Origin of the sequence: Sharpea porci (assembly GCF_009695655.1) — a bacterium.
GTDB lineage: Bacteria > Bacillota_I > Bacilli_A > Erysipelotrichales > Coprobacillaceae > Sharpea > Sharpea porci.
This window is the reverse complement of record NZ_VUNM01000002.1, coordinates 179,162-197,906: the sequence shown is the minus strand read 5'-3', so window position 1 is coordinate 197,906 and position 18,745 is coordinate 179,162. Positions and strand designations below refer to the sequence as shown.

Sequence of the window (18,745 nt, the reverse complement as noted above, 5' to 3'; positions counted from 1 at the left end):
TGCTATTCCCCCAATCCATCAATAAAGCTTTGTACTTCAGCCTGAGTTTTTCTTAATTTTGAGACAAATCTTCCAATCTCTTTACCCTGATCATAGGCAACAAAAGAAGGAATGCCGAGAATCTCTAAGTGAATACATAAATCAATTAATCGATCACGATCAATATAATAGAACTTATATTCAGGATTTTGATCAACAACATCACCAATATAAGTCTTCATAAAATGACAATCAGGACACCAAGATGTAGAAAAAACAATAATGCTTTTATTTTCAATAGCTTTTTGATAATCTTCAACGCTTAATATTTCTATTAATTTATCCATTTTCTTCCCCTTTCACACTCACTTCTAAGCGATAGATTGGACCATTCTTTGAAAACTTTCTTTCATACTCTGTCTGAATATTATCTTCATAACCTTCTTGATGATGTAAATCAAGACATACATCTTCAAAAACAAATCCATTATTCGCAAAAGTAACTAAGGAATATTCAAAAAGATTGCGATTATCCGTCTTAAAAATCATTTTACCTTGCTTCTTTAATGCACTCTTGTAGAGTTCTAAAAAGCTCGGGTGTGTCAGACGTCTCTTCGCATGTCTGCTCTTTGGCCAAGGATCTGAAAAATTCAGATAGATTCTATCTAGCTCTCCCGTTTCAAATAATTCAGGCAATCTCACAGCATCATCTTTTAAGAATATCAGGTTCTTAGGCATTCCTTCTCTTAAAGCCTTTTTCAGTGCTTTATCAAGTACCGTCGTATATTTCTCCATACCTATAAAATTAATATCAGGATAGCGACGGGCATTTTCAATAATAAAGTCTCCTTTACCCATTCCAATTTCGATATAGAGAGGAGCAGCCTGGTCACTAAAACATGTACGCCACTTCCCTTTCATACCTACAGGATTAATATATACAATATCATCATGATCTTTAAGGTGATCTAAAGCTTCAGGATTATTTCTTAATCTCATTTTTTCCTCCAGAATTTTTTCTTATCTATTTTATCATATCGTGGTTCATTAAGCTATTCATTTCGTCATCCGTTAATGGACGATAACCTTTTAATGGCAACTTAGAATCAAGAACAAGTGGTCCCATGGCTATACGCTGGAGATATTGCACTTTCTTGCCTCTTGCAATAAACATTCTTTTAACCTGATGAAACTTTCCTTCCTGAATTGTCACTTCTATTTCACTTTGGCCATCTTTTACTGCTAATATCTTGAGCCCTGCCGGCTTCGTTTTAAACTCATCTAGCTCAATACCATCATCAAAAGCTTCAATATCACTTTGATCAACAATACCATCTATCAACGCATAATAAGTTTTATCAACATGATGTTTAGGTGAAAGCAAGCGGTGGGCAAGCTGGCCATCGTTTGTTATAAGAAGTAAACCTTCAGTGTCCTTGTCAAGACGTCCAACTGGAAAAAGATCTTTATGATAATCATCAATCAGTTCCATTACAGTCGGATCAAAGTTATCTTCAGTTGCCGAAACATAGCCAGCCGGCTTGTTCAACATATAATAGACATATTCCTGATAGCGCACCTCTTCGCCATCAACACAGACAACGTCACCATCAGTAATATGCACTTTATCACTTCTTACAAAAGTGCCATTAAGAGTGACACGTTTGTCTTTAATAAACTTCTTAACTTCCTTACGACTGCCTACTCCCGCATGCGCTAAGTATTTATCAATTCTCATAATGAATTCTATAGACCTCTCCTACTCTCTTACTTTTATTTTCATAAGAAATATAAAGCTTGAGTTCATCTTTCTCTTTCACTTTTCCACTCAAAGCAAATCCTTTATAGTAACCTTCTTTCTTATTCACATAATCCTTTTTCAAACTATATTGCGCTTCTTCAAAAAGCCCTAGCGTTGGATAGTATTTGTCATTAAGTGAAGAACTGTAGGATAACGCTTTAATATGCAACATTGTTATGGAAGGATTATTTATAATGAGATCATAGCGATATCCATCATCTACTTTTGAATAGACAAGCCGATAGTCAAAAGGAGGATTCTCCTGTGGCTTACTTGTTTTTACTTTTTGTACAATTTTCTTATATTCCGATAATTCTTTTCTTTTTTGACCATGTTCGCTGCTTTGTGAACTACAGCCAGCTAATATTAGACAAATTAGAAATATCAGTATCTTTTTCACTAAACATCACCACTTCTATTATAACATAGACGTAAAAAAAGGCTATCATAAATAGCCTTTTTTACTGATTGATCTCAATTGCGAAGGAACATTCGAAGCTTTCATTTTTGTTAAGCTTTCGAACACCTTCTTTATCCTTGAACTCCCCTGCAAAGTCTACATAATCCGTATGACCTACCCATGGTTCAATAGCAAGAAGTCCACCGGTATGTTTGCTTGACCAGATTCCTAGATGGTCAAAATTATGCATATGGAAAACAAGAGATTTGTGATTTGATAAGGACTTTAATGCAATATATTCACTTTTAAAGTTGCCTACAACAATCGCATCACTATTAAATAATGCTTGTCTAACAAAGAAATGTCTTTCATTTTCTAGAAAAGCTTTGGTTTCATGACTCATTCCACCTCTTGCTGGATAAATAACTTTTGTAGAAAGATTTTCTTTTTTCTCAAATTCAAGATAGTAATCATTCGCATCTTCGCCCTCTTCAAATGGACATGCAAAAGCTGGATGACCGCCAATCTGGAAATAGATGTGATCTTCTCTCTTATTCTCAACCCTTAATACTGCTTCAAGCATAGTATCCTTTAATGTATATGTAACATATAAATCAAAGTCATAGGGATACATTGTTTTTGTTTCTTCATTCTCGTGTAGATGGAATATAACATGATGATCATCATTCTCAACAACATCATAATTCATATTACGTGAAAAGCCATGCTGATTCATTTTATAAGTCTTACCTTCAATAACAGTCTGTCCATTATGCAAAGCTCCAACAATGGGAAAAAGAATAGGTGCAGAATGACCCCATAATTCAGGATCCTGTTTCCACATATAATTTAAGCCATCTTTCAAGCCAATAATCTTTGAAATTTCTGCTCCTTTTGGCTCTAATTCAACCTCTAAATATGCATTCTTTAATTTTATCATAATTCCCTCCATCAATAGGCTGTAAACCCTAACATGGATATTATAGCACGCTAAAGAAAAAGAAGAAGCCTTTATTGCTTCTCCTCTTCTGCTTTATGTAATTTTCTAATAAGCTCTTCGATATGATTACCGTATTCTAATGAATCATCAACAACGAAATGAAGTTCAGGACACTTTCTAATCTTCAAAACATGTGCAAGCTTGCTTCTAATGAAACCCTTGCTTCGTTCTAAAGCATCCATGCCTCTCTTTTCATGTTCCATAAAAGACACATAAATCTTCGCAATTGATAAATCATTTGTTACAGTCACTGAAGTCACAGTACACATACGTAATGCAGGATCCTTTACTTCATCACGTAGAATAAGTGAAAGTTCTTTCTGCATTGTTGCTTCTAGACGTTCTTTTTTTAATTGTGACATATTATGCCTCTACTTCTTCCATTACGAATCCTTCAACAATATCACCAATCTTGATATCATTGAAGTTTTCAATTGTCAGACCACAATCATAACCCTGGTTAACCTGCTTTACATCATCCTTAAAACGTCTTAAGGAAGCAAGCTTACCTTCATAAACAACAACACCATCACGAATTAAACGTACACCACAGTCACGCTTAATACATCCATCGGTTACCATACAGCCAGCAATATTACCAATCTTAGAAACTTTATAGATTTCACGAATTTCTGCCTGACCTGTCACAACTTCTTCTAATTCAGGAGCAAGCATACCCTTCATGGCTGCTTCGATTTCTTCAACCATCTTATAGATAACGTTATGTAATCGAATTTCCACGCCTTCTTCTTCAGCCTTGCGTCTTACTGCAGCCGTAGGACGTACATTGAAACCATAGATAATGGCCTTAGATGCACTAGCAAGTAAGACATCTGATTCTGTAATAGCGCCTACAGTTGAACGGATGACATTTACTTTAGCACCTTCAATATTGATTTTTTCAAGTGTTGCCTTGACAGCTTCAGCAGTACCATCAACATCCGCTTTAACAATGACATTTAACTGTGCAAGCTGACCTTCCTTGATCTGATTATAAAGGTCATCAAGACTCATTGCACTAGTCGTATTTCTTTCTTCTTCTTTCTTCTTTTCTGCTCTAGCTTCACCAATATGACGAGCTGTCTTATCGCTATCGAAGACCATGAATTTATCGCCAGCTTCTGGTACTTCATTAAGTCCTGTAATCGCAACTGGTGTAGCTGGTGTAGCTTTCTTAAGCGTACGACCATTGTCACCGGTCATTTGACGTACACGACCATATGTTGTACCAACAACAATAGGATCACCAGGATGCAATGTGCCATTCTCTACAAGCAATGTTGCAACTGGACCTCTGCCCTTATCAAGACGTGCTTCAACAACAGTACCATAAGCAGCTCTATTTGGATTAGCCTTAAGTTCTGCCATTTCTGCAACAACGGTAATGGCTTCAAGTAAATCCTGAACGCCAGTACCTTTCTTTGCTGAAATGTCCTGATAAACAACATCTCCGCCCCATTCTTCAGGCATTAAGCCAAATTCAGACATTTCCGTACGGATACGATCTGGTGAAGCACCTGGCTTATCAATCTTGTTGACAGCAACAATAATTGGTACGCCCGCAGCCTTTGCATGGTCAATAGCTTCCCTTGTCTGAGGCATGACACCATCATCTGCAGCAACCACAATAATAACAATATCAGTAACCTGAGCCCCACGTGCACGCATTGCTGTAAAAGCTTCATGACCTGGTGTATCTAAGAAGGTTACTTTCTTGCCATTGACATCAACCTGGTAGGCACCAATATGCTGGGTAATACCACCACTTTCGCCTTCTGCAACATGTGACTTTCTGATATAGTCCAACAATGTTGTTTTCCCGTGGTCAACATGCCCCATGATTGTAACAACTGGTGGTCTTGGAACAAGATCTTCTTCTTTATCTGGCTCAATTAAATCTTCAAAGTTTGTTTCATCAACTGTTGCAATCTTCTTAGGTTCATAACCATATTCAAGACAAATCAATTCAACCTGTTCATCATTTAATGCCGTATTGATTGTCACCATCGTTCCAAGCATAAAGAGAACTTTAATGACTTCAGCAGGTGTATGATTGATTTTCTGGGCTAATTCATCAACCGTAATACCTTCTTCATATTCACATATGCCATCATTAAGAATTTTAGTTTCTTCTTTTCTTGGCTTAAAATTATTGTTTTTATGATTACGATTGTTATTACGTTTTTTATTATTCCCGTTATTCTTATTTTTATTCGTATTATTTGTGTTCTTCTTAGCCATTCGTTAACCTCCTTACTTTGTCTTTTAACGTATTGCTAAAACCTCGATCAGTAATGCCAAAGACCATTCGATTTGACTTCCCAATAGCGTTAGAGAGATGAGTGCTATCTTCGAGAATAAGATAATCCACATGATAGAATTGGCATTTATCGATAAATTTCTTTTTTGTATTTTCGCTTGCATCACTTGCAATAATCACCAAGTCGACTCTTTTTGAACGAATACCCTTGAGGACACTTTCACCAGTGATAACCTTATTAGCACGAAATGCTAATCCTAAAAAATTATAGATGTTATTCATTCACATACCCTCTCAACTCATCATATAGCTCATCTGGTATTTCGGTTTCCAACACACGATTAAGGACTTTTTTCTTGATTGCCAAATCAATTGCTTCATTTGATTTCTTAATATAGGCACCACGACCATTAGCTTTTCCTGTAGGGTCTACGAAGACTTCGCCTTCCTTGTTTTTTACGATACGCATGAGTTCCTTCTTAGGAAGGCGTTCATTCGTAACTACACATCTTCTTAAAGGTACTTTCTTCATAAGCCACCTCACTAATCATCATAATATTCATCAAAAGCATCATAGTCGATGTCTTCATCATATTTTGGATCATAATCAGGTTCATCATCATCTTCATCTAAATCTTCATCTTCAGATAAAATCTTAACATAATCCTGATCACCATCATCATTAGCCTGTTCAAGCTTTTCTTTTAAAGCTTCAGCAGCTTCACTATCATGTGATTCATGTTTAACTGGCGCACTCTTCTTTACTTTTTTTACTTCTTTTTCTTCTGGTTTCTTTGTTTCTTCTTCATTAGCGACAACTTCTTCATTCTTACTTGTTTCATCGCTAGCTTCCATAGCTTCTAAGAATTCTTCATTGAAGTCGTCATCAATATCAAAGTTAATACCTGCTTCATTAGCTTCAGTTTCACTCTTGATATCAATCTTCCAGCCTGTTAAACGTACAGCTAAACGCGCATTCTGGCCTTTCTTACCAATGGCAAGAGAAAGCTGATCATCAGGAACGATGACTAATGCCGAAGTATCCTTCTCATTAAGCTTTACCTTGTCAACACGAGCAGGTGATAAAGCATTTGAAATATATGTGATTGGATCATCACTATATTCAATAATATCAATCTGTTCTCCATTTAATTCTGTTACGACATTACGTACACGTGTTCCCTTAGGACCAACACATGAACCAATTGGATCGATATCTGGATTTTCTGTGCTTACAGAAATCTTGCTTCTTTCACCAGGTTCTCTTGAAACAGAATGAATCACAACTGTACCATCATAGATTTCAGGGACGTTCATCTCAAATAAACGTTTCACTAATCCTGGATCAGTTCTTGATACACCAATATGTGTACCCTTTGTACCTCTTTCAACAACTGAAACATAGACTTTCAAATGCTGTCCTTCTACAAGATGTTCGCCAGGAATCTGTGCATTTAAAGGAAGAAGAGCACCTGTTTTACCAATATTGACAATCGCAAACTTTGGTTCAACACGTTCAACAAGACCATTGATAATTTCATCCTGCTTATCAACATATTCCTGATAGAGTGCTTCTTTTTCTGCTTCTCTAATTTTCTGTCTTAAGAGCTGTTTTGTCTGAATAGCAGCTAAACGGCCAAATACTTCTGGTGAGATTTCTGTCACAACTTCATCACCAACTTTGTATTTTGGATTGATTTCCTGTGCTTCTTCTTCAGAAAGCTGGTAGTCTTCATCCATGACATCATCAACAACCTGCTTAATATCAAACAATCTAATACGACCAGTTTCGCCATCAATAGTACAGCGAATAATAGATTCACTTCCTGCATAATTCTTTTTATAAGCCTTTTCTAAAGCTTCTTTAAGCGCATCAAGAACTGTCATCTTATCGATTCCACGTTCCTGTTCTAATAAATTCAATGCATCAATAAAATTAGGTGTTTTACTTTTCTTAGTAGCCATCTTTTACCTCCTTAAAATTTAACGGCTAGTCTTATAAACTCAATATTATCATAATCAGTCACAATCTTCTTCTTTGCTCCTTTCGCAAAGAACTGGAAAGTTAATGACTGATCTTCAACACTTACAAGCGTACCTTCAAACGTATCAAATCCTTTAACAGCTTCTTTCAATTCCACATGAACATATTCGCCAACATTATTCAAGACCGCATTGAAATCTCTTAAAGGCTTTTCAATCCCAGGAGAAGATACTTCTAAATAATACTCATCCTTAATCACATCAATTTCATCAAGTTTCTCACTCACAGCTTCACTCACAGCTACACAAGTATCCATGTCCAGCAAGCCTTCATTCTTCTCGATGAAAACACGTAAATACATCTCACCTTTTTCCTGTTCATAAACCAAATCATCCAGGTAACAATCATGAGCTGCAATAATAGGTAAAATAGCTTCTTTGATCTTCTCTAACATGCTTCCTCCATTCAATAAATAACGAGAGGGTTGCCCCTCTCGTTAACTTAAAACTATTAACTAATTGCACTATAGCACACATACTATTATAAGTCAAATATTGAGAGTTGATTACTTTCAGAGAGTTCATCAAATACACCCATGCGCTTTAATGTTTCAATATGTGTGTTGGTCAAGCGTGTTCGTTTCTTAACATCTTCAAGTGATGTAAATGGGTGTTCATCACGGGCTTGTTTGACACTAATGCCAACGGCATCACCCAAGCCATCAATAGCTGTGAATGGTGGTACAATCGCAAACTCATCATCTTCATCAAGTGTGAATGTTGTTCCATCACTCTTATCAAGGGAGATATTGGAAAAATGATAGCCACGATCAAACATTTCCATAGCCACCTCAAAGATTGTTGATAAACCTTCATCCTTGTTGGAGGCATTGCCTTCCTGCTTGGCTTTCTGGATAGCTTCATAGGCTGCCCAGGTTGCCTCTTTGCCAGCAATCAATGTTTCAATATCATAATAATCACAACGATGAGAGAAATAAACTGTATAGTATTCACGTGGGAAATAAAGTTTCCACCAAGCAATGCGCAAGGCTGAATAAACATAGGCAGCTGCATGTGCTTTTGGGAACATATACTTGATTTTCAAACATGAATCAATATACCACTGTGGCACATTGTATTTCTTCATCAGCTCAACATAGCCCTTTTGTGGAAAGACTTTTGGTGCTTTCCCTTTTCTGGTTGTCTCCATGATGTCAAAGGCGTCCTTGTTAGGCAAGCCTTTTTCAATTAAATAAACCATAATATCATCACGACATCCAATAACATTAGAAAGCGTACATGTCCCTGTCTTAATTAAGGTTTCTGCATTACCAAGATAAACATCAGTACCATGGGACAATCCAGAGATAATAACCAAATCGCTGAATGACTTTGGCTGTGTTGCATCAAGCATTGAACGGACAAAGCGCGTACCAAACTCCGGTAAGCCAATCGCCCCGCTCTTGCAATTCAAGTAAGATAAATCTATGCCAAGTGCTTCTGATGAACGGAAGAGACTCATGACATAGGGATCATTGGTAGGAATAGTCATAGGGTCAACCCCTGTCAAGTCCTGTAATTTACGTGTCACTGTTGGATCGACATGTCCTAAGATATCAAACTTCAGAACGTTATCATGAATCTTATGGAAGTCAAAGTGAGTTGTCAGCCATGTTGCATTGACATCATCAGCCGGATACTGATATGGGGTAAAGTCAAAGACTTCCATATCATCAGGAATAACGATAATACCTGCAGGATGCTGTCCAGTCGTACGTTTAACGCCTGTACATCCATCAGCTAAACGCTGAATTTCCGCCCCACGCATACTGTCCTCTTTGCCTAATCTTTCGGCATAGGACAAAGCATAACCATAGGCCGTCTTATCAGCAACAGTGGCAATCGTTCCTGCTCTAAAAGCATGGTCGCTACCAAACATCTTTCTGACGAATTCATGTGCTTTTGGCTGATATTCACCTGAGAAGTTTAAGTCGATATCAGGAACCTTATCGCCATTAAAGCCTAAGAAAGTCTGGAATGGAATATTGTGTCCATCACCTTTCATATGAGCCCCACACACTGGGCAGACCTTATCTGGCAAGTCAAAGCCATTAGCCACTTCATCAGTAAACTCAGTATGCTGGCAGTTTGGACAATGATAATGTGGTGGCAAAGGATTGACTTCAGAAATACCTGACATTGTTGCTGCAAAGGAAGAACCGACTGAACCTCGTGAACCGACCAAGTAACCATCATCATTTGAAGCATGAACGAGTAAGGCAGAAATATAATAAATAACAGCATAACCATGCTTGATAATATTCTCGACTTCGAAATCCAAACGTTCCTGAACAATTTGTGGCAAAGGATCGCCATAGGTTGCATGGGCTGTATTATAACAAAGATCCTTAAATTTCTGGTCAACGTTCTCAATATGTGGAGGATAAAGTTTATCTTTTACAACCTGAATATGATCATCAATCATATCAGCAATACGATTCGTATTTGTGACAACATATTCATAAGTGTCCTCAGCACTAAGATAAGGGAAGAGTTTCAGCATTTCTTCTGTCGTTCTTAAATAACAATCAGGCGTTAAAGCTTTTGGATTCCCTCTTACAAGGAGTGGATGAGGACGCCCACCTATTTGAAGCTTTTCATTAGATGTAAAGATTTCTCTAAAGACCTTATCACGCTTATGAAGAAAATGCACATCCCCAGTCGCAACAATAATTTTGCCTGCTTCCTTAGCCACCTTAATAATACGTTTGTAGATACGCTCAATATCATCAAGCGATTCAAACTTACCGCGCTCAACTAAATACTGTGCATCAATCAATGGCTGTATTTCAATATAATCATAGAATTCTATTTCCTGACGTAATTCTTCTTCATTACGTGTTGCCGCAACATCAAAAACGCGTGAATTCAGACAAGATGAGCCATAAAGCAAGCCATCATGATAATATTCCAGTCTAGTACGAGGAATGCGGTCACTGCGGTAAAAATATTTGGTATTGGCCTCAGAGACAATCTTAAACATATTCTTGAGTCCATCATGATTTTTAGCCAAGGCTGTTAAATGATAGCCAAATGCATGCTTGTAATCATCTTCCATGGGCAGACTATTAAGCTGATCTACATTAACGACATCACGCTTTTTAAGATCTTCAATCATCGCATTAAAAGCCTGACCAAGCACATCAGCATCATAATCAGCACGGTGGGCTTCTTCGGCATTATAAGGAATTTTATAGTAATTACATACTGCCCCTAGTCGATAAGAACGCATAAGTGGCAAGAGATGTCTTGCTAGGGGCAATGAGTCAACCCATGGATTATGAATTTCTTCGTCTCCGATTTGACGACAGGCCATATTCAACATACCAATATCAAATCGACCATTATGAGCCACCAATAGATGATCGCCAAAAAAAGCCTTGATCTGTGGCATGATTTCTCTAATTGTTGGCGCATTCTTTAAGTCTGCATTCGTAATGTTGGTGAGTTCACTGATTTTGGCAGAAATAGGCTTGGGTGATTTGATGAAAGTATCCATTCGATCTATCTCCATACCATTTTTAATCTTAACTGCACCAAATTCAGTAATATAGTCATCGATCTGTGATAAACCTGTCGTTTCTAAGTCGAAGGATACATAGGTCAGATCATCAAGAGGCATGGAAGTGACATTGAAGGCACTTGTAAAATCTGTATCAACCATATTTAGTTCGACACCATAGATCATTTTAATGTCTTTGCCTTTCACTGCTGCCTGAGCATCAGGGAAGGCCTGAACATTACCATGATCAGTGACGGTAATGGCCTTATGTCCCCAGCGTACAGCTTGGGCAATATAGTCTTCAATCTTATTGATACCATCTAAGTTGGACATATTGGAATGAAGATGCAATTCAACACGTTTTACTTTGGCATTATCCATGCTATTTTCACTTGCCGGTTCATCAATAATATCAATATCACGTGTAATAATCGCAAGTTCCTTAGCATAAGTATCGAATTCAAGAGTACCCTTAAGTTTCACCCATTTACCGCCCTTAGCCAGTTTTGCGAGTTCTTCTGGGGCATTCTTGTTCTTATCTTCAAAGCGCTTGACAAGAATGGAATCTGTATAATCAGTGACATAGAGGGTCTGAATCTGACGTCCATTTCTAGTCGTAATCGTCTCACTTCTAAAGACATAGCCTTGAATAGCTACATCGCGCATTGTCGCATCAAGATCCTTAAGATGTGTATATGTATATTCTTTCTTGTAAGAGCCATTACCTTTTGGTGTAAAGCTTGGCTGAGTGTTGCTTGGAGCGTGCTGAATAGCTTCAATAACCTTCTTGTCAACCTGCACGACATTTGCTTTCTGCATTTCATGAGAAATCTTTTCATAGTCTTTATTATTGGATGAAATTTCTACAACAATATGAAGATCAATGCCTAAACTATGAAAACGTTGCAATAAAATATCTTCCAAGCTTTCTAATTGTGTCTTATGAAGCGCATTGCATGCCTTTAATACAAGTGTATGTTGATCTAGCTGTAATTCCTCAAGATTCATACTATTGATTTCAGGATAGGTTGCTGAAAGACTTTCAAAGACATAACGGGCATAAGTTAAGATATCTTGCGATTCACAAAGTTGAGGCTGGAAGTGGAAATCACATGGATAAGGAAAATGATCTTTGGCCTTCAGTAATGCCATGACGGCATCTAGAGGAAGTAGTGTATGAGATTCAACATCAAATGTATAGTGTCCATTCCTGCTGACTTCTACTTTGGCAAGCTTAGCATCATGTAGTTCCTGAAATTCCTCTACTGCTAATTGCTGTAACAATATTTTCATATAATCCATAACTTTTCCTCCTCATGCCAAAGAGGAACCATAAAGTTCCTCTTTTCTAGCGTAATAATTTTGTAATGTCCTGATATGTCACAATAACCATCAATAACAAGATTAGACTTAAACCAATAATTTGTAAAGTGTATTTCACATTAACTGGTAATTCACGATGAATAATGCCTTCAATAATCGCAAAGAGTGTTTGAGCCCCATCAAGTCCAGGAATAGGCAATAAATTAAATATTCCAATATTCACTGAAAGTAAAGCCATCAAGTAAAAGATATTGGCAATACTGCCCGTTTTTGTCACCTGGGCTGTCACCTGATAGATACCTACAGGTCCACTCATCTGCTTGACTGTTTTTGTAAAGTTTAAGATAAGTGCTTCTAGAGCTTCAAAGATGGCAACACTCATTGCCCCCAGTGTTGAAAAAGCATTACGAATACTTTCTGTAAAGTTCATTCGACGTGTTGCTTCAGTAATACCTAAAACATATTTATTTTGATTCTCATCAAACTTGACATTCATATTAATGACAACACTTTCACTCTTACGATTAACAGTTACATTGATATTAGCAGTGTCACCATCAACACCCAGTTCTTTTTTCGTTAATGCCGCATTCATGTCCTCATAACTTGAAATTAAAGAAGATTTATTGGATACTGGTGATTCAATGTTAATGATGACGTCATCTTTCTTCATACCCGCCTTGGCTGCGGCTTCGCCCTTAACAAGAGAGCCGACTCTCGCCTCATTGACAGGCAAACGGCCAACAGTAAAGTTAAGGCTAAGCATAATGACAAGAGCAAGCACAAAATTCATAAATACGCCAGCTAAAAAGATAATCACTTTCTGATAAGTTCTTTTCCCTTTTAATGTCCTTTCCAATGGAACATTCTTGAATTCTTCATTATCTTCCTGATCAGCTTCTCCAGCCATCGTGACAAAGCCACCAATAGGAAGAGCACGAAGTTCAAATTTTGTTTCCTTGCCCTTATGTTCATACAGTTTTGGTCCCATGCCAATCGAGAAGGAACCACAATAAACATTAAAGAACTTGGCAGCAATAAAATGCCCAAATTCATGTAGTGTGATTATAACACCTATAATGAGAAAGAAAACGATTAAATTTAGGATGAATGACATGTATATCCTCATACTTTCTGCATGACAAAGGTTCTTGTTTTCTGATCGATTTCAAGAAGTTCGTCAAGCGTTGGATTTTCAATAGGTTGATGTTGTTTCATCGCCTCTTCTACAAGACGATAAATATCTAAGAAACGAATCTTGCCATCTCTGAAAGCCTTGTTGGCCACTTCATTAGCTGCATTTAAGACACAAGGCATGCTGCCACCTGTCTTGCCTGCTTGAATGGCAAGTTTCAAAGCTGGGAAACGTATTGTATCCGGCTTTGTGAAATGCAATGATGCAAGTGCTGTTAAATCAAATGGATGGCTGTCACCAATTGGCAAACGATCAGGATATGTTAAGGCATACTGGATAGGCAAGCGCATATCCGGTGTACCCATTTGACCAATAACTGCTCCATCTACATATTCAATTGCCGAATGGAGAACAGATTCAGGGTGAATAAGCACTTCAATCTGATCATAATCTACATCAAAAAGCCAATGTGCTTCAATGACTTCTAAGCCTTTATTAAAGAGCGTGGCACTATCAATGGTAATCTTCGCCCCCATTGACCAGTTTGGATGATTGAGTGCCTGAGCGACAGTTACATCTTTTAAATCTTCAAAGCTATAGTCTCTAAAAGAGCCACCCGAACAAGTTAAGAGAATCTTGCGGATTTCATCATGATGTGCACCCTGCAATGACTGGAAAATAGCTGAATGTTCGCTATCAACAGGCAAGAGTTTAATGCCATTTTTCTTAGCAAGAGGCATAATAATATGGCCAGCTACAACAAGTGTTTCCTTATTAGCAATGGCAATATCCTTATGGCTTTCAATGGCCTGAATTGTAGGCAATAACCCAGCAAAGCCAACCACCGCATTCAAGACAATATCAGCTTCTTTAAGTGTTGCAATCGCAATCATGCCTTCCTGCCCACAATAGAAATGACGATCAGGATATTTCTTTTCAAGATAAGCCTGATCCTTTTCTTCAAGCACACAAATATGCTCGACTGGAAGCTTAGCCATAATCTCTTCGAGCTTGTTGATATTATGCCCAGCACTCATGGCAACTATTTCAAACTGGTCCTGATGATGTAAGACAACATCCACTGTCTGTGTCCCAATTGATCCTGTGACACCTAATACAGTTAATTTCTTCATATTATGCCTCCTATATTATGCCTCCTATAAGATATGGAACATTGTAAGATACTGCATTAATAAGCCAAGAACCATGGCATTAAAGATAATCGAATCAAAACGATCCAATACCCCACCATGACCTGGGAAGATCTGTGAATAGTCCTTGACTTCAAAAGTACGTTTAATAGATGAAAATGATAAATCCCCAATTTGTCCTGTTGTCGATAATACTAAGGCCATAATAATAGTAGCAGCAAGAGGTAGATTCATCTTTGAAAGATAAGCAAATAGGCAGGCAAGAATAGTGCCAACAACAGTTCCACCAATGGAGCCTTCAATCGTCTTCTTGGGTGATAAACGTGGATTGAGCTTATGCTTGCCAAATTTACGCCCAACAAAATAAGCTCCTGTATCTGCCCCAAGTGTCGCAAAGGCGAGGAAAAGAATATAGTTCAAGCCTAGTTCTGCACGCATGAAATAAATCATATGCAAACCTAAGGCAACAAGTGTCGCTGACATGAAATAATAAGATAAACGCAACAAAGGCATGCCATAATCAAAGATGCCCGCAACAAGTAATGCCATCAAGAACAATGTAATATAACGTACCGGAATTAATAATTCATGAGGCATGAAGATAGAATAGAGAATATAGAAAATCAGTAATGGATAGAGATATATCTTTGCCTTAGGTCCATCACAGATGGAAAGCAGTTCAAATCCAGCCATAGCCCCAACAAAGACCATGATGGCCTGCCATAGATAACCACCTATGACAACACATGGTACAAAAATTGCCAACAAAACGATGGCAGTAATAATTCGTTGTTTCATTATTTGCCTCCTCCAAAGCGACGACTGCGCTGTTGATAAAGATAAATATCACGATGTAAGACATTTTCATCAAAATCAGGCCACAACGTATCATCAAAGATAAATTCCGCATAACTCAGCTGCCATAAGAGGAAGTTGGACAAGCGCACTTCTCCTGAGCTTCTGATCATAAGATCAACAGGAGGAAGATTGGCTGTCATAAGATGACTTTCAAAGACATCTTCATTGATATCATCAATAGCGAGCTTACCTTCTTTGACTTCCTGAGCAATTTGCTTTGTCGCATAGACAATCTCATCACGTCCACCATAAATAAAGGCAAAGACAAGCTTTAAGCCAGTATTATTTTTCGTATCATCAATTGCTCTTTGAATAATTTTTTGAGTGCTTTCAGGAGCCATCTCAAGATGTCCAATTGTCAATATTTGCACATTATTATCAATGAGCTCCTTGATATACTTGCTGAAGAATTCTTCAGGCAATTTAAAGATATAGTTGACTTCATTAGCTTCCCTTTTAAAGTTCTCCGTTGAAAAAGCATAGACTGTCATGGCCTGAACGCCTAACTTATTTGCTTCTAAAGCCACCCTACGAATAGCTTTTGTACCTTCATGATGGCCAAAATATTTAGGCTTATGATGTGCTCTCGCCCAGGTACGATTACCATCCATGATAAAAGCGATATGTTTAGGAATATTATTCATATCGAGTTGATAATCTTCATTTTCTAATGCCATAATGTTCACCTCTACTTAAGCAAGTATACCATAGTTAGACCCTCTTTCAAAACAAAAAAGCCCTTGAGCCCATACTCAAAGACTTTATCTCCATATTTCATCATCTCAACGAAAGATAAATAGCAGACATCACCAATCTTACGATTACAACAACTACAAGTACACTCATAAAAGTATAGCTTTTGAGACTCCGATAGCCTAAAGCTAACATAGCGCCAGCAGCTAGCTCTAAGATAAGCATAAATACTAAACCGGAGACATATACTTTTTGATAAAGCAAGCCATCAAGAACAAGAGAAACAGCAAGGAAGCTAACAGTATACAAGCCAACACTCTTCAAAAGCCTCTTCAAGAGCTCTTTTCTTCCTAGCCTGATGCTAATGAATGTCTCCATCTCAATATCATCCCGCATGCAATCAAAGACAATCTTGAGATAGAAATAATTGAGAATGATAGCAATAGCTATATGGATGACACGTTTGGGAAAGAAATATCTAATCAAGGCATAATCCTGAGCATCAATCTTTAAAGCATACTTACAAATAATCAGCAGCAAAGAGATTGCCAAGAAATCTTTTCCTAACCTTTTCATTCTGCCATCAACTTCCCACTTTCTAATAAGTATGTTTTTGTATAATGGACATTGGGCAAATAATCGTGGGAGGCAATAATGACACAGCAGCCCTTCTCTATAAGATCATTGATAAGATGTTCAAATTGTTCAATTGCTTCTTTGTCCAGCCCTCTTGTTGGTTCATCAAATAAAATGCAGTTCTGATTTTCCATAACAGCCTGAATAATGCCAGCCTTCTGTCTCATCCCTACTGAATAGCTTTTCATTGGTGAACGATTGTCATAATCTAGTTGAAATAGCGCACACAACTCCCTTATACGTTGTTCATCATAATGGTTTTTAAGATCAGCTAGAAAAGCTAAGTTATAATGCAGGCTCTCCTCTTCAATAAAACCAGGATTTTCAATAAGCGCACCAATCGATAAATCCTCTGACTTAACGATCTGTCCCTGATCAGCCTGAAGAATATCACAAATAATCTTAAACAATGTGGATTTCCCACAGCCATTCTTACCATGAATATAGAGGCAATCCCCTGGATTTACTGTAAGATTGATATCATCAAGAACATGTAATGACTTAAAGCTTTTAGAGATCCCTTCACACTTCAATAAATACATTTCTCTCCCTCCTCAAAGCACAAAGATATAATGAAATCCCAGATTTATAATAATGGCGATAATGACAAACAAGACCTGTTTTTGACGATGAAACTGCAAGGCTATAATATTTGCTTCTAAGAAATAAAGAACACTTTCAATCAAAAACAACATAACGAGATGAGCTGTTATTTCCTGTGTGCCATACAACAGCATAAGCAAGCCATAAAGCACCATCATCAACACAAACGTAGCTAATGACACGAAGCCATGGACAGCAAGCTTACTTCTTTTTAATCCAACACGTGTAATAAGCATATACTGCATACGGTTGAGCACTTGCATCTTTTTATACAAGATTACGAGAAAGATATTATTGATGATCAAGGTTGGATAATTGAAATAGAGTGAAACAGCCATGAAATTCCTGAGATCCCGCTTACCAACAACAACAGGAAAAAAGGCTAATAATATTATAAGTAAAACTATTTCTCTCTTTCTGACAAGACGCAACAACTTACCTACCAGACGCATATTCCCACCGCTCTCTTAGTGTAAAAAGAATATTTGAAACAATCAAATACAGCACAAGCGTACCTAGATAATGAACAAGACGATACTGGCCAATATAAACACTCTCTTCCATACCTGGAACAAGAATATTAGGAATACAAGTCATGTAGAGTATTATCCTAACAACAATGCCTAGATGAAGATCAAATGCCAACTTCACTAATAAAAATGATCCCGTATATAGTATTAAGGCACTCATCAAACCCATTGTTCGATAGAGATAAGTATTCTTGATGAATGCCTGGAGTGCATAAACGAAATGCGAAAAAACCGCAAAACCAAGAGATGATAAGAGTATATAGATCATCAGATTCATCAAGATGTTGGAAGAAAACATATTTAATATGCTTTCTACTGGTATGTTCACTTGATGAAATGTGATTTTGAAGAAAAAGAGATGAATGACAAGTAATGTTACAAGATGCATCAATAATGTGATCAAGAATGTGCTGATAAAATTGATGAACTTTGCGGCTTGAAAATAGGATTTTGTAGAAATACGTGTTTTGATGAAATCAGTAAAATGATTATGTTTAAGAACTAAAAAATCGGCACTTATGATATTGGGAATCAGGAGACATGTAAGCAGGAATTTGATAAGTGTCATGCCTGGCTGTTGCAAAGTATAGAAGAAGTTCAGGCCAAGTACTGGATCATTCTTTATCACCTCTAATTCTTTCACATCAATAGCTCCATATTCTTTATGATAATAGAAGAATATGCATGCCACAATGAGTGCATAATACAACAACAAGATCAATAGCTTTCGCTTCGTTTTTATTAAGAAGCAAAAATTTTTATTATAGAACATATACCCTCCTAAATAATAAAAAACAGGAGGAAAGAATAGTCTAATCATAGACTATTCTT

At 37.3% G+C, this 18,745-nt stretch carries 20 protein-coding genes; all 20 read right to left on the bottom strand.

The features are described 5' to 3' along the window. Positions 1-2: 2 nt before the first annotated feature. Positions 3-326, bottom strand: coding sequence for a thioredoxin family protein (locus FYJ79_RS02275; RefSeq protein WP_154514346.1), 324 nt, complete (start codon positions 324-326; stop codon positions 3-5). After that, positions 319-978, bottom strand: coding sequence for a tRNA (guanosine(46)-N7)-methyltransferase TrmB (gene trmB / locus FYJ79_RS02270; RefSeq protein WP_154514345.1), 660 nt, complete (start codon positions 976-978; stop codon positions 319-321). The genes FYJ79_RS02275 and trmB overlap by 8 nt, the downstream gene beginning before the upstream one ends. A 25-nt stretch (positions 979-1,003) precedes the next feature. Further along, positions 1,004-1,717, bottom strand: a complete 714-nt coding sequence (locus tag FYJ79_RS02265) for a pseudouridine synthase (protein ID WP_154514344.1) — start codon at positions 1,715-1,717, stop codon at positions 1,004-1,006. Next, on the bottom strand, positions 1,707-2,180 hold the full coding sequence (locus FYJ79_RS02260; RefSeq protein ID WP_154514343.1) for a hypothetical protein: 474 nt from the start codon (positions 2,178-2,180) through the stop codon (positions 1,707-1,709). Before FYJ79_RS02260 ends, FYJ79_RS02265 begins: the two co-directional genes overlap by 11 nt. A gap of 61 nt (positions 2,181-2,241) precedes the next feature. Continuing rightward, positions 2,242-3,120, bottom strand: coding sequence for an aldose 1-epimerase family protein (locus tag FYJ79_RS02255; protein ID WP_154514342.1), 879 nt, complete (start codon positions 3,118-3,120; stop codon positions 2,242-2,244). A gap of 71 nt (positions 3,121-3,191) precedes the next feature. Then, on the bottom strand, positions 3,192-3,542 hold the full coding sequence (rbfA, locus tag FYJ79_RS02250) for a 30S ribosome-binding factor RbfA (RefSeq protein ID WP_154514341.1): 351 nt from the start codon (positions 3,540-3,542) through the stop codon (positions 3,192-3,194). A gap of 1 nt (position 3,543) precedes the next feature. After that, positions 3,544-5,421, bottom strand: a complete 1,878-nt coding sequence (gene infB, locus FYJ79_RS02245) for a translation initiation factor IF-2 (protein ID WP_154514340.1) — start codon at positions 5,419-5,421, stop codon at positions 3,544-3,546. Continuing rightward, complete coding sequence (locus FYJ79_RS02240; RefSeq protein ID WP_154514339.1) at positions 5,414-5,722, bottom strand: L7Ae/L30e/S12e/Gadd45 family ribosomal protein; 309 nt, start codon at positions 5,720-5,722, stop codon at positions 5,414-5,416. Before FYJ79_RS02240 ends, infB begins: the two co-directional genes overlap by 8 nt. After that, a complete protein-coding gene (gene rnpM / locus FYJ79_RS02235) occupies positions 5,715-5,972 on the bottom strand; it encodes an RNase P modulator RnpM (RefSeq protein WP_154514338.1) in 258 nt (85 codons plus the stop codon). The genes FYJ79_RS02240 and rnpM overlap by 8 nt, the downstream gene beginning before the upstream one ends. A gap of 11 nt (positions 5,973-5,983) precedes the next feature. Beyond that, the gene (nusA, locus tag FYJ79_RS02230; RefSeq protein WP_154514337.1) at positions 5,984-7,405 is read right to left on the bottom strand and encodes a transcription termination factor NusA; all 1,422 of its coding nucleotides are present in this window, start codon (positions 7,403-7,405) and stop codon (positions 5,984-5,986) included. A gap of 11 nt (positions 7,406-7,416) precedes the next feature. Further along, entirely contained in the window at positions 7,417-7,878 is a 462-nt protein-coding gene (locus FYJ79_RS02225) for a ribosome maturation factor RimP (protein ID WP_154514336.1), read from the bottom strand. A gap of 86 nt (positions 7,879-7,964) precedes the next feature. Further along, on the bottom strand, positions 7,965-12,287 hold the full coding sequence (locus FYJ79_RS02220; RefSeq protein ID WP_154514335.1) for a PolC-type DNA polymerase III: 4,323 nt from the start codon (positions 12,285-12,287) through the stop codon (positions 7,965-7,967). A 46-nt stretch (positions 12,288-12,333) separates the two neighbouring features. Next, positions 12,334-13,425 carry a M50 family metallopeptidase gene (locus FYJ79_RS02215; protein WP_154514334.1) on the bottom strand — a complete coding sequence of 364 codons (1,092 nt, stop codon included), beginning with the start codon at positions 13,423-13,425 and terminating at the stop codon, positions 12,334-12,336. Between the two features lie 8 nt (positions 13,426-13,433). Beyond that, positions 13,434-14,576 carry a 1-deoxy-D-xylulose-5-phosphate reductoisomerase gene (gene dxr, locus FYJ79_RS02210; protein WP_154514333.1) on the bottom strand — a complete coding sequence of 381 codons (1,143 nt, stop codon included), beginning with the start codon at positions 14,574-14,576 and terminating at the stop codon, positions 13,434-13,436. 24 nt (positions 14,577-14,600) lie between these two features. After that, entirely contained in the window at positions 14,601-15,392 is a 792-nt protein-coding gene (locus FYJ79_RS02205) for a phosphatidate cytidylyltransferase (RefSeq protein ID WP_154514332.1), read from the bottom strand. Then, positions 15,392-16,129, bottom strand: coding sequence for an isoprenyl transferase (locus FYJ79_RS02200; RefSeq protein WP_154514331.1), 738 nt, complete (start codon positions 16,127-16,129; stop codon positions 15,392-15,394). Before FYJ79_RS02200 ends, FYJ79_RS02205 begins: the two co-directional genes overlap by 1 nt. 100 nt (positions 16,130-16,229) lie before the next feature. Further along, positions 16,230-16,721 (bottom strand): hypothetical protein, encoded by a 492-nt coding sequence (locus FYJ79_RS02195; RefSeq protein ID WP_154514330.1) that lies wholly within the window; start codon positions 16,719-16,721, stop codon positions 16,230-16,232. Next, positions 16,718-17,323 (bottom strand): ATP-binding cassette domain-containing protein, encoded by a 606-nt coding sequence (locus FYJ79_RS02190; protein ID WP_033161835.1) that lies wholly within the window; start codon positions 17,321-17,323, stop codon positions 16,718-16,720. The genes FYJ79_RS02195 and FYJ79_RS02190 overlap by 4 nt, the downstream gene beginning before the upstream one ends. Positions 17,324-17,335: 12 nt before the next feature. Next, the gene (locus FYJ79_RS02185) at positions 17,336-17,836 is read right to left on the bottom strand and encodes a hypothetical protein (protein ID WP_154514329.1); all 501 of its coding nucleotides are present in this window, start codon (positions 17,834-17,836) and stop codon (positions 17,336-17,338) included. Continuing rightward, positions 17,820-18,686, bottom strand: a complete 867-nt coding sequence (locus FYJ79_RS02180; protein WP_033161837.1) for a hypothetical protein — start codon at positions 18,684-18,686, stop codon at positions 17,820-17,822. Before FYJ79_RS02180 ends, FYJ79_RS02185 begins: the two co-directional genes overlap by 17 nt. Positions 18,687-18,745: the final 59 nt, after the last annotated feature.

What these genes read in the sequence shown, in the direction of transcription:
- FYJ79_RS02195 (WP_154514330.1), bottom strand. Translation starts at nt 16,721, where the DNA reads ATGAAAAGGTTAGGAAAAGATTTCTTGGCAATCTCTTTGCTGCTGATT.
- FYJ79_RS02180 (WP_033161837.1), bottom strand. Translation starts at nt 18,686, where the DNA reads ATGTTCTATAATAAAAATTTTTGCTTCTTAATAAAAACGAAGCGAAAG.
- FYJ79_RS02240 (WP_154514339.1), bottom strand. Translation starts at nt 5,722, where the DNA reads ATGAATAACATCTATAATTTTTTAGGATTAGCATTTCGTGCTAATAAG.
- FYJ79_RS02205 (WP_154514332.1), bottom strand. Translation starts at nt 15,392, where the DNA reads ATGAAACAACGAATTATTACTGCCATCGTTTTGTTGGCAATTTTTGTA.
- FYJ79_RS02220 (WP_154514335.1), bottom strand. Translation starts at nt 12,287, where the DNA reads ATGGATTATATGAAAATATTGTTACAGCAATTAGCAGTAGAGGAATTT.
- rnpM (WP_154514338.1), bottom strand. Translation starts at nt 5,972, where the DNA reads ATGAAGAAAGTACCTTTAAGAAGATGTGTAGTTACGAATGAACGCCTT.
- FYJ79_RS02215 (WP_154514334.1), bottom strand. Translation starts at nt 13,425, where the DNA reads ATGTCATTCATCCTAAATTTAATCGTTTTCTTTCTCATTATAGGTGTT.
- trmB (WP_154514345.1), bottom strand. Translation starts at nt 978, where the DNA reads ATGAGATTAAGAAATAATCCTGAAGCTTTAGATCACCTTAAAGATCAT.
- FYJ79_RS02255 (WP_154514342.1), bottom strand. Translation starts at nt 3,120, where the DNA reads ATGATAAAATTAAAGAATGCATATTTAGAGGTTGAATTAGAGCCAAAA.
- FYJ79_RS02265 (WP_154514344.1), bottom strand. Translation starts at nt 1,717, where the DNA reads ATGAGAATTGATAAATACTTAGCGCATGCGGGAGTAGGCAGTCGTAAG.
- FYJ79_RS02200 (WP_154514331.1), bottom strand. Translation starts at nt 16,129, where the DNA reads ATGGCATTAGAAAATGAAGATTATCAACTCGATATGAATAATATTCCT.
- nusA (WP_154514337.1), bottom strand. Translation starts at nt 7,405, where the DNA reads ATGGCTACTAAGAAAAGTAAAACACCTAATTTTATTGATGCATTGAAT.
- FYJ79_RS02225 (WP_154514336.1), bottom strand. Translation starts at nt 7,878, where the DNA reads ATGTTAGAGAAGATCAAAGAAGCTATTTTACCTATTATTGCAGCTCAT.
- infB (WP_154514340.1), bottom strand. Translation starts at nt 5,421, where the DNA reads ATGGCTAAGAAGAACACAAATAATACGAATAAAAATAAGAATAACGGG.
- FYJ79_RS02185 (WP_154514329.1), bottom strand. Translation starts at nt 17,836, where the DNA reads ATGCGTCTGGTAGGTAAGTTGTTGCGTCTTGTCAGAAAGAGAGAAATA.
- FYJ79_RS02190 (WP_033161835.1), bottom strand. Translation starts at nt 17,323, where the DNA reads ATGTATTTATTGAAGTGTGAAGGGATCTCTAAAAGCTTTAAGTCATTA.
- dxr (WP_154514333.1), bottom strand. Translation starts at nt 14,576, where the DNA reads ATGAAGAAATTAACTGTATTAGGTGTCACAGGATCAATTGGGACACAG.
- FYJ79_RS02275 (WP_154514346.1), bottom strand. Translation starts at nt 326, where the DNA reads ATGGATAAATTAATAGAAATATTAAGCGTTGAAGATTATCAAAAAGCT.
- rbfA (WP_154514341.1), bottom strand. Translation starts at nt 3,542, where the DNA reads ATGTCACAATTAAAAAAAGAACGTCTAGAAGCAACAATGCAGAAAGAA.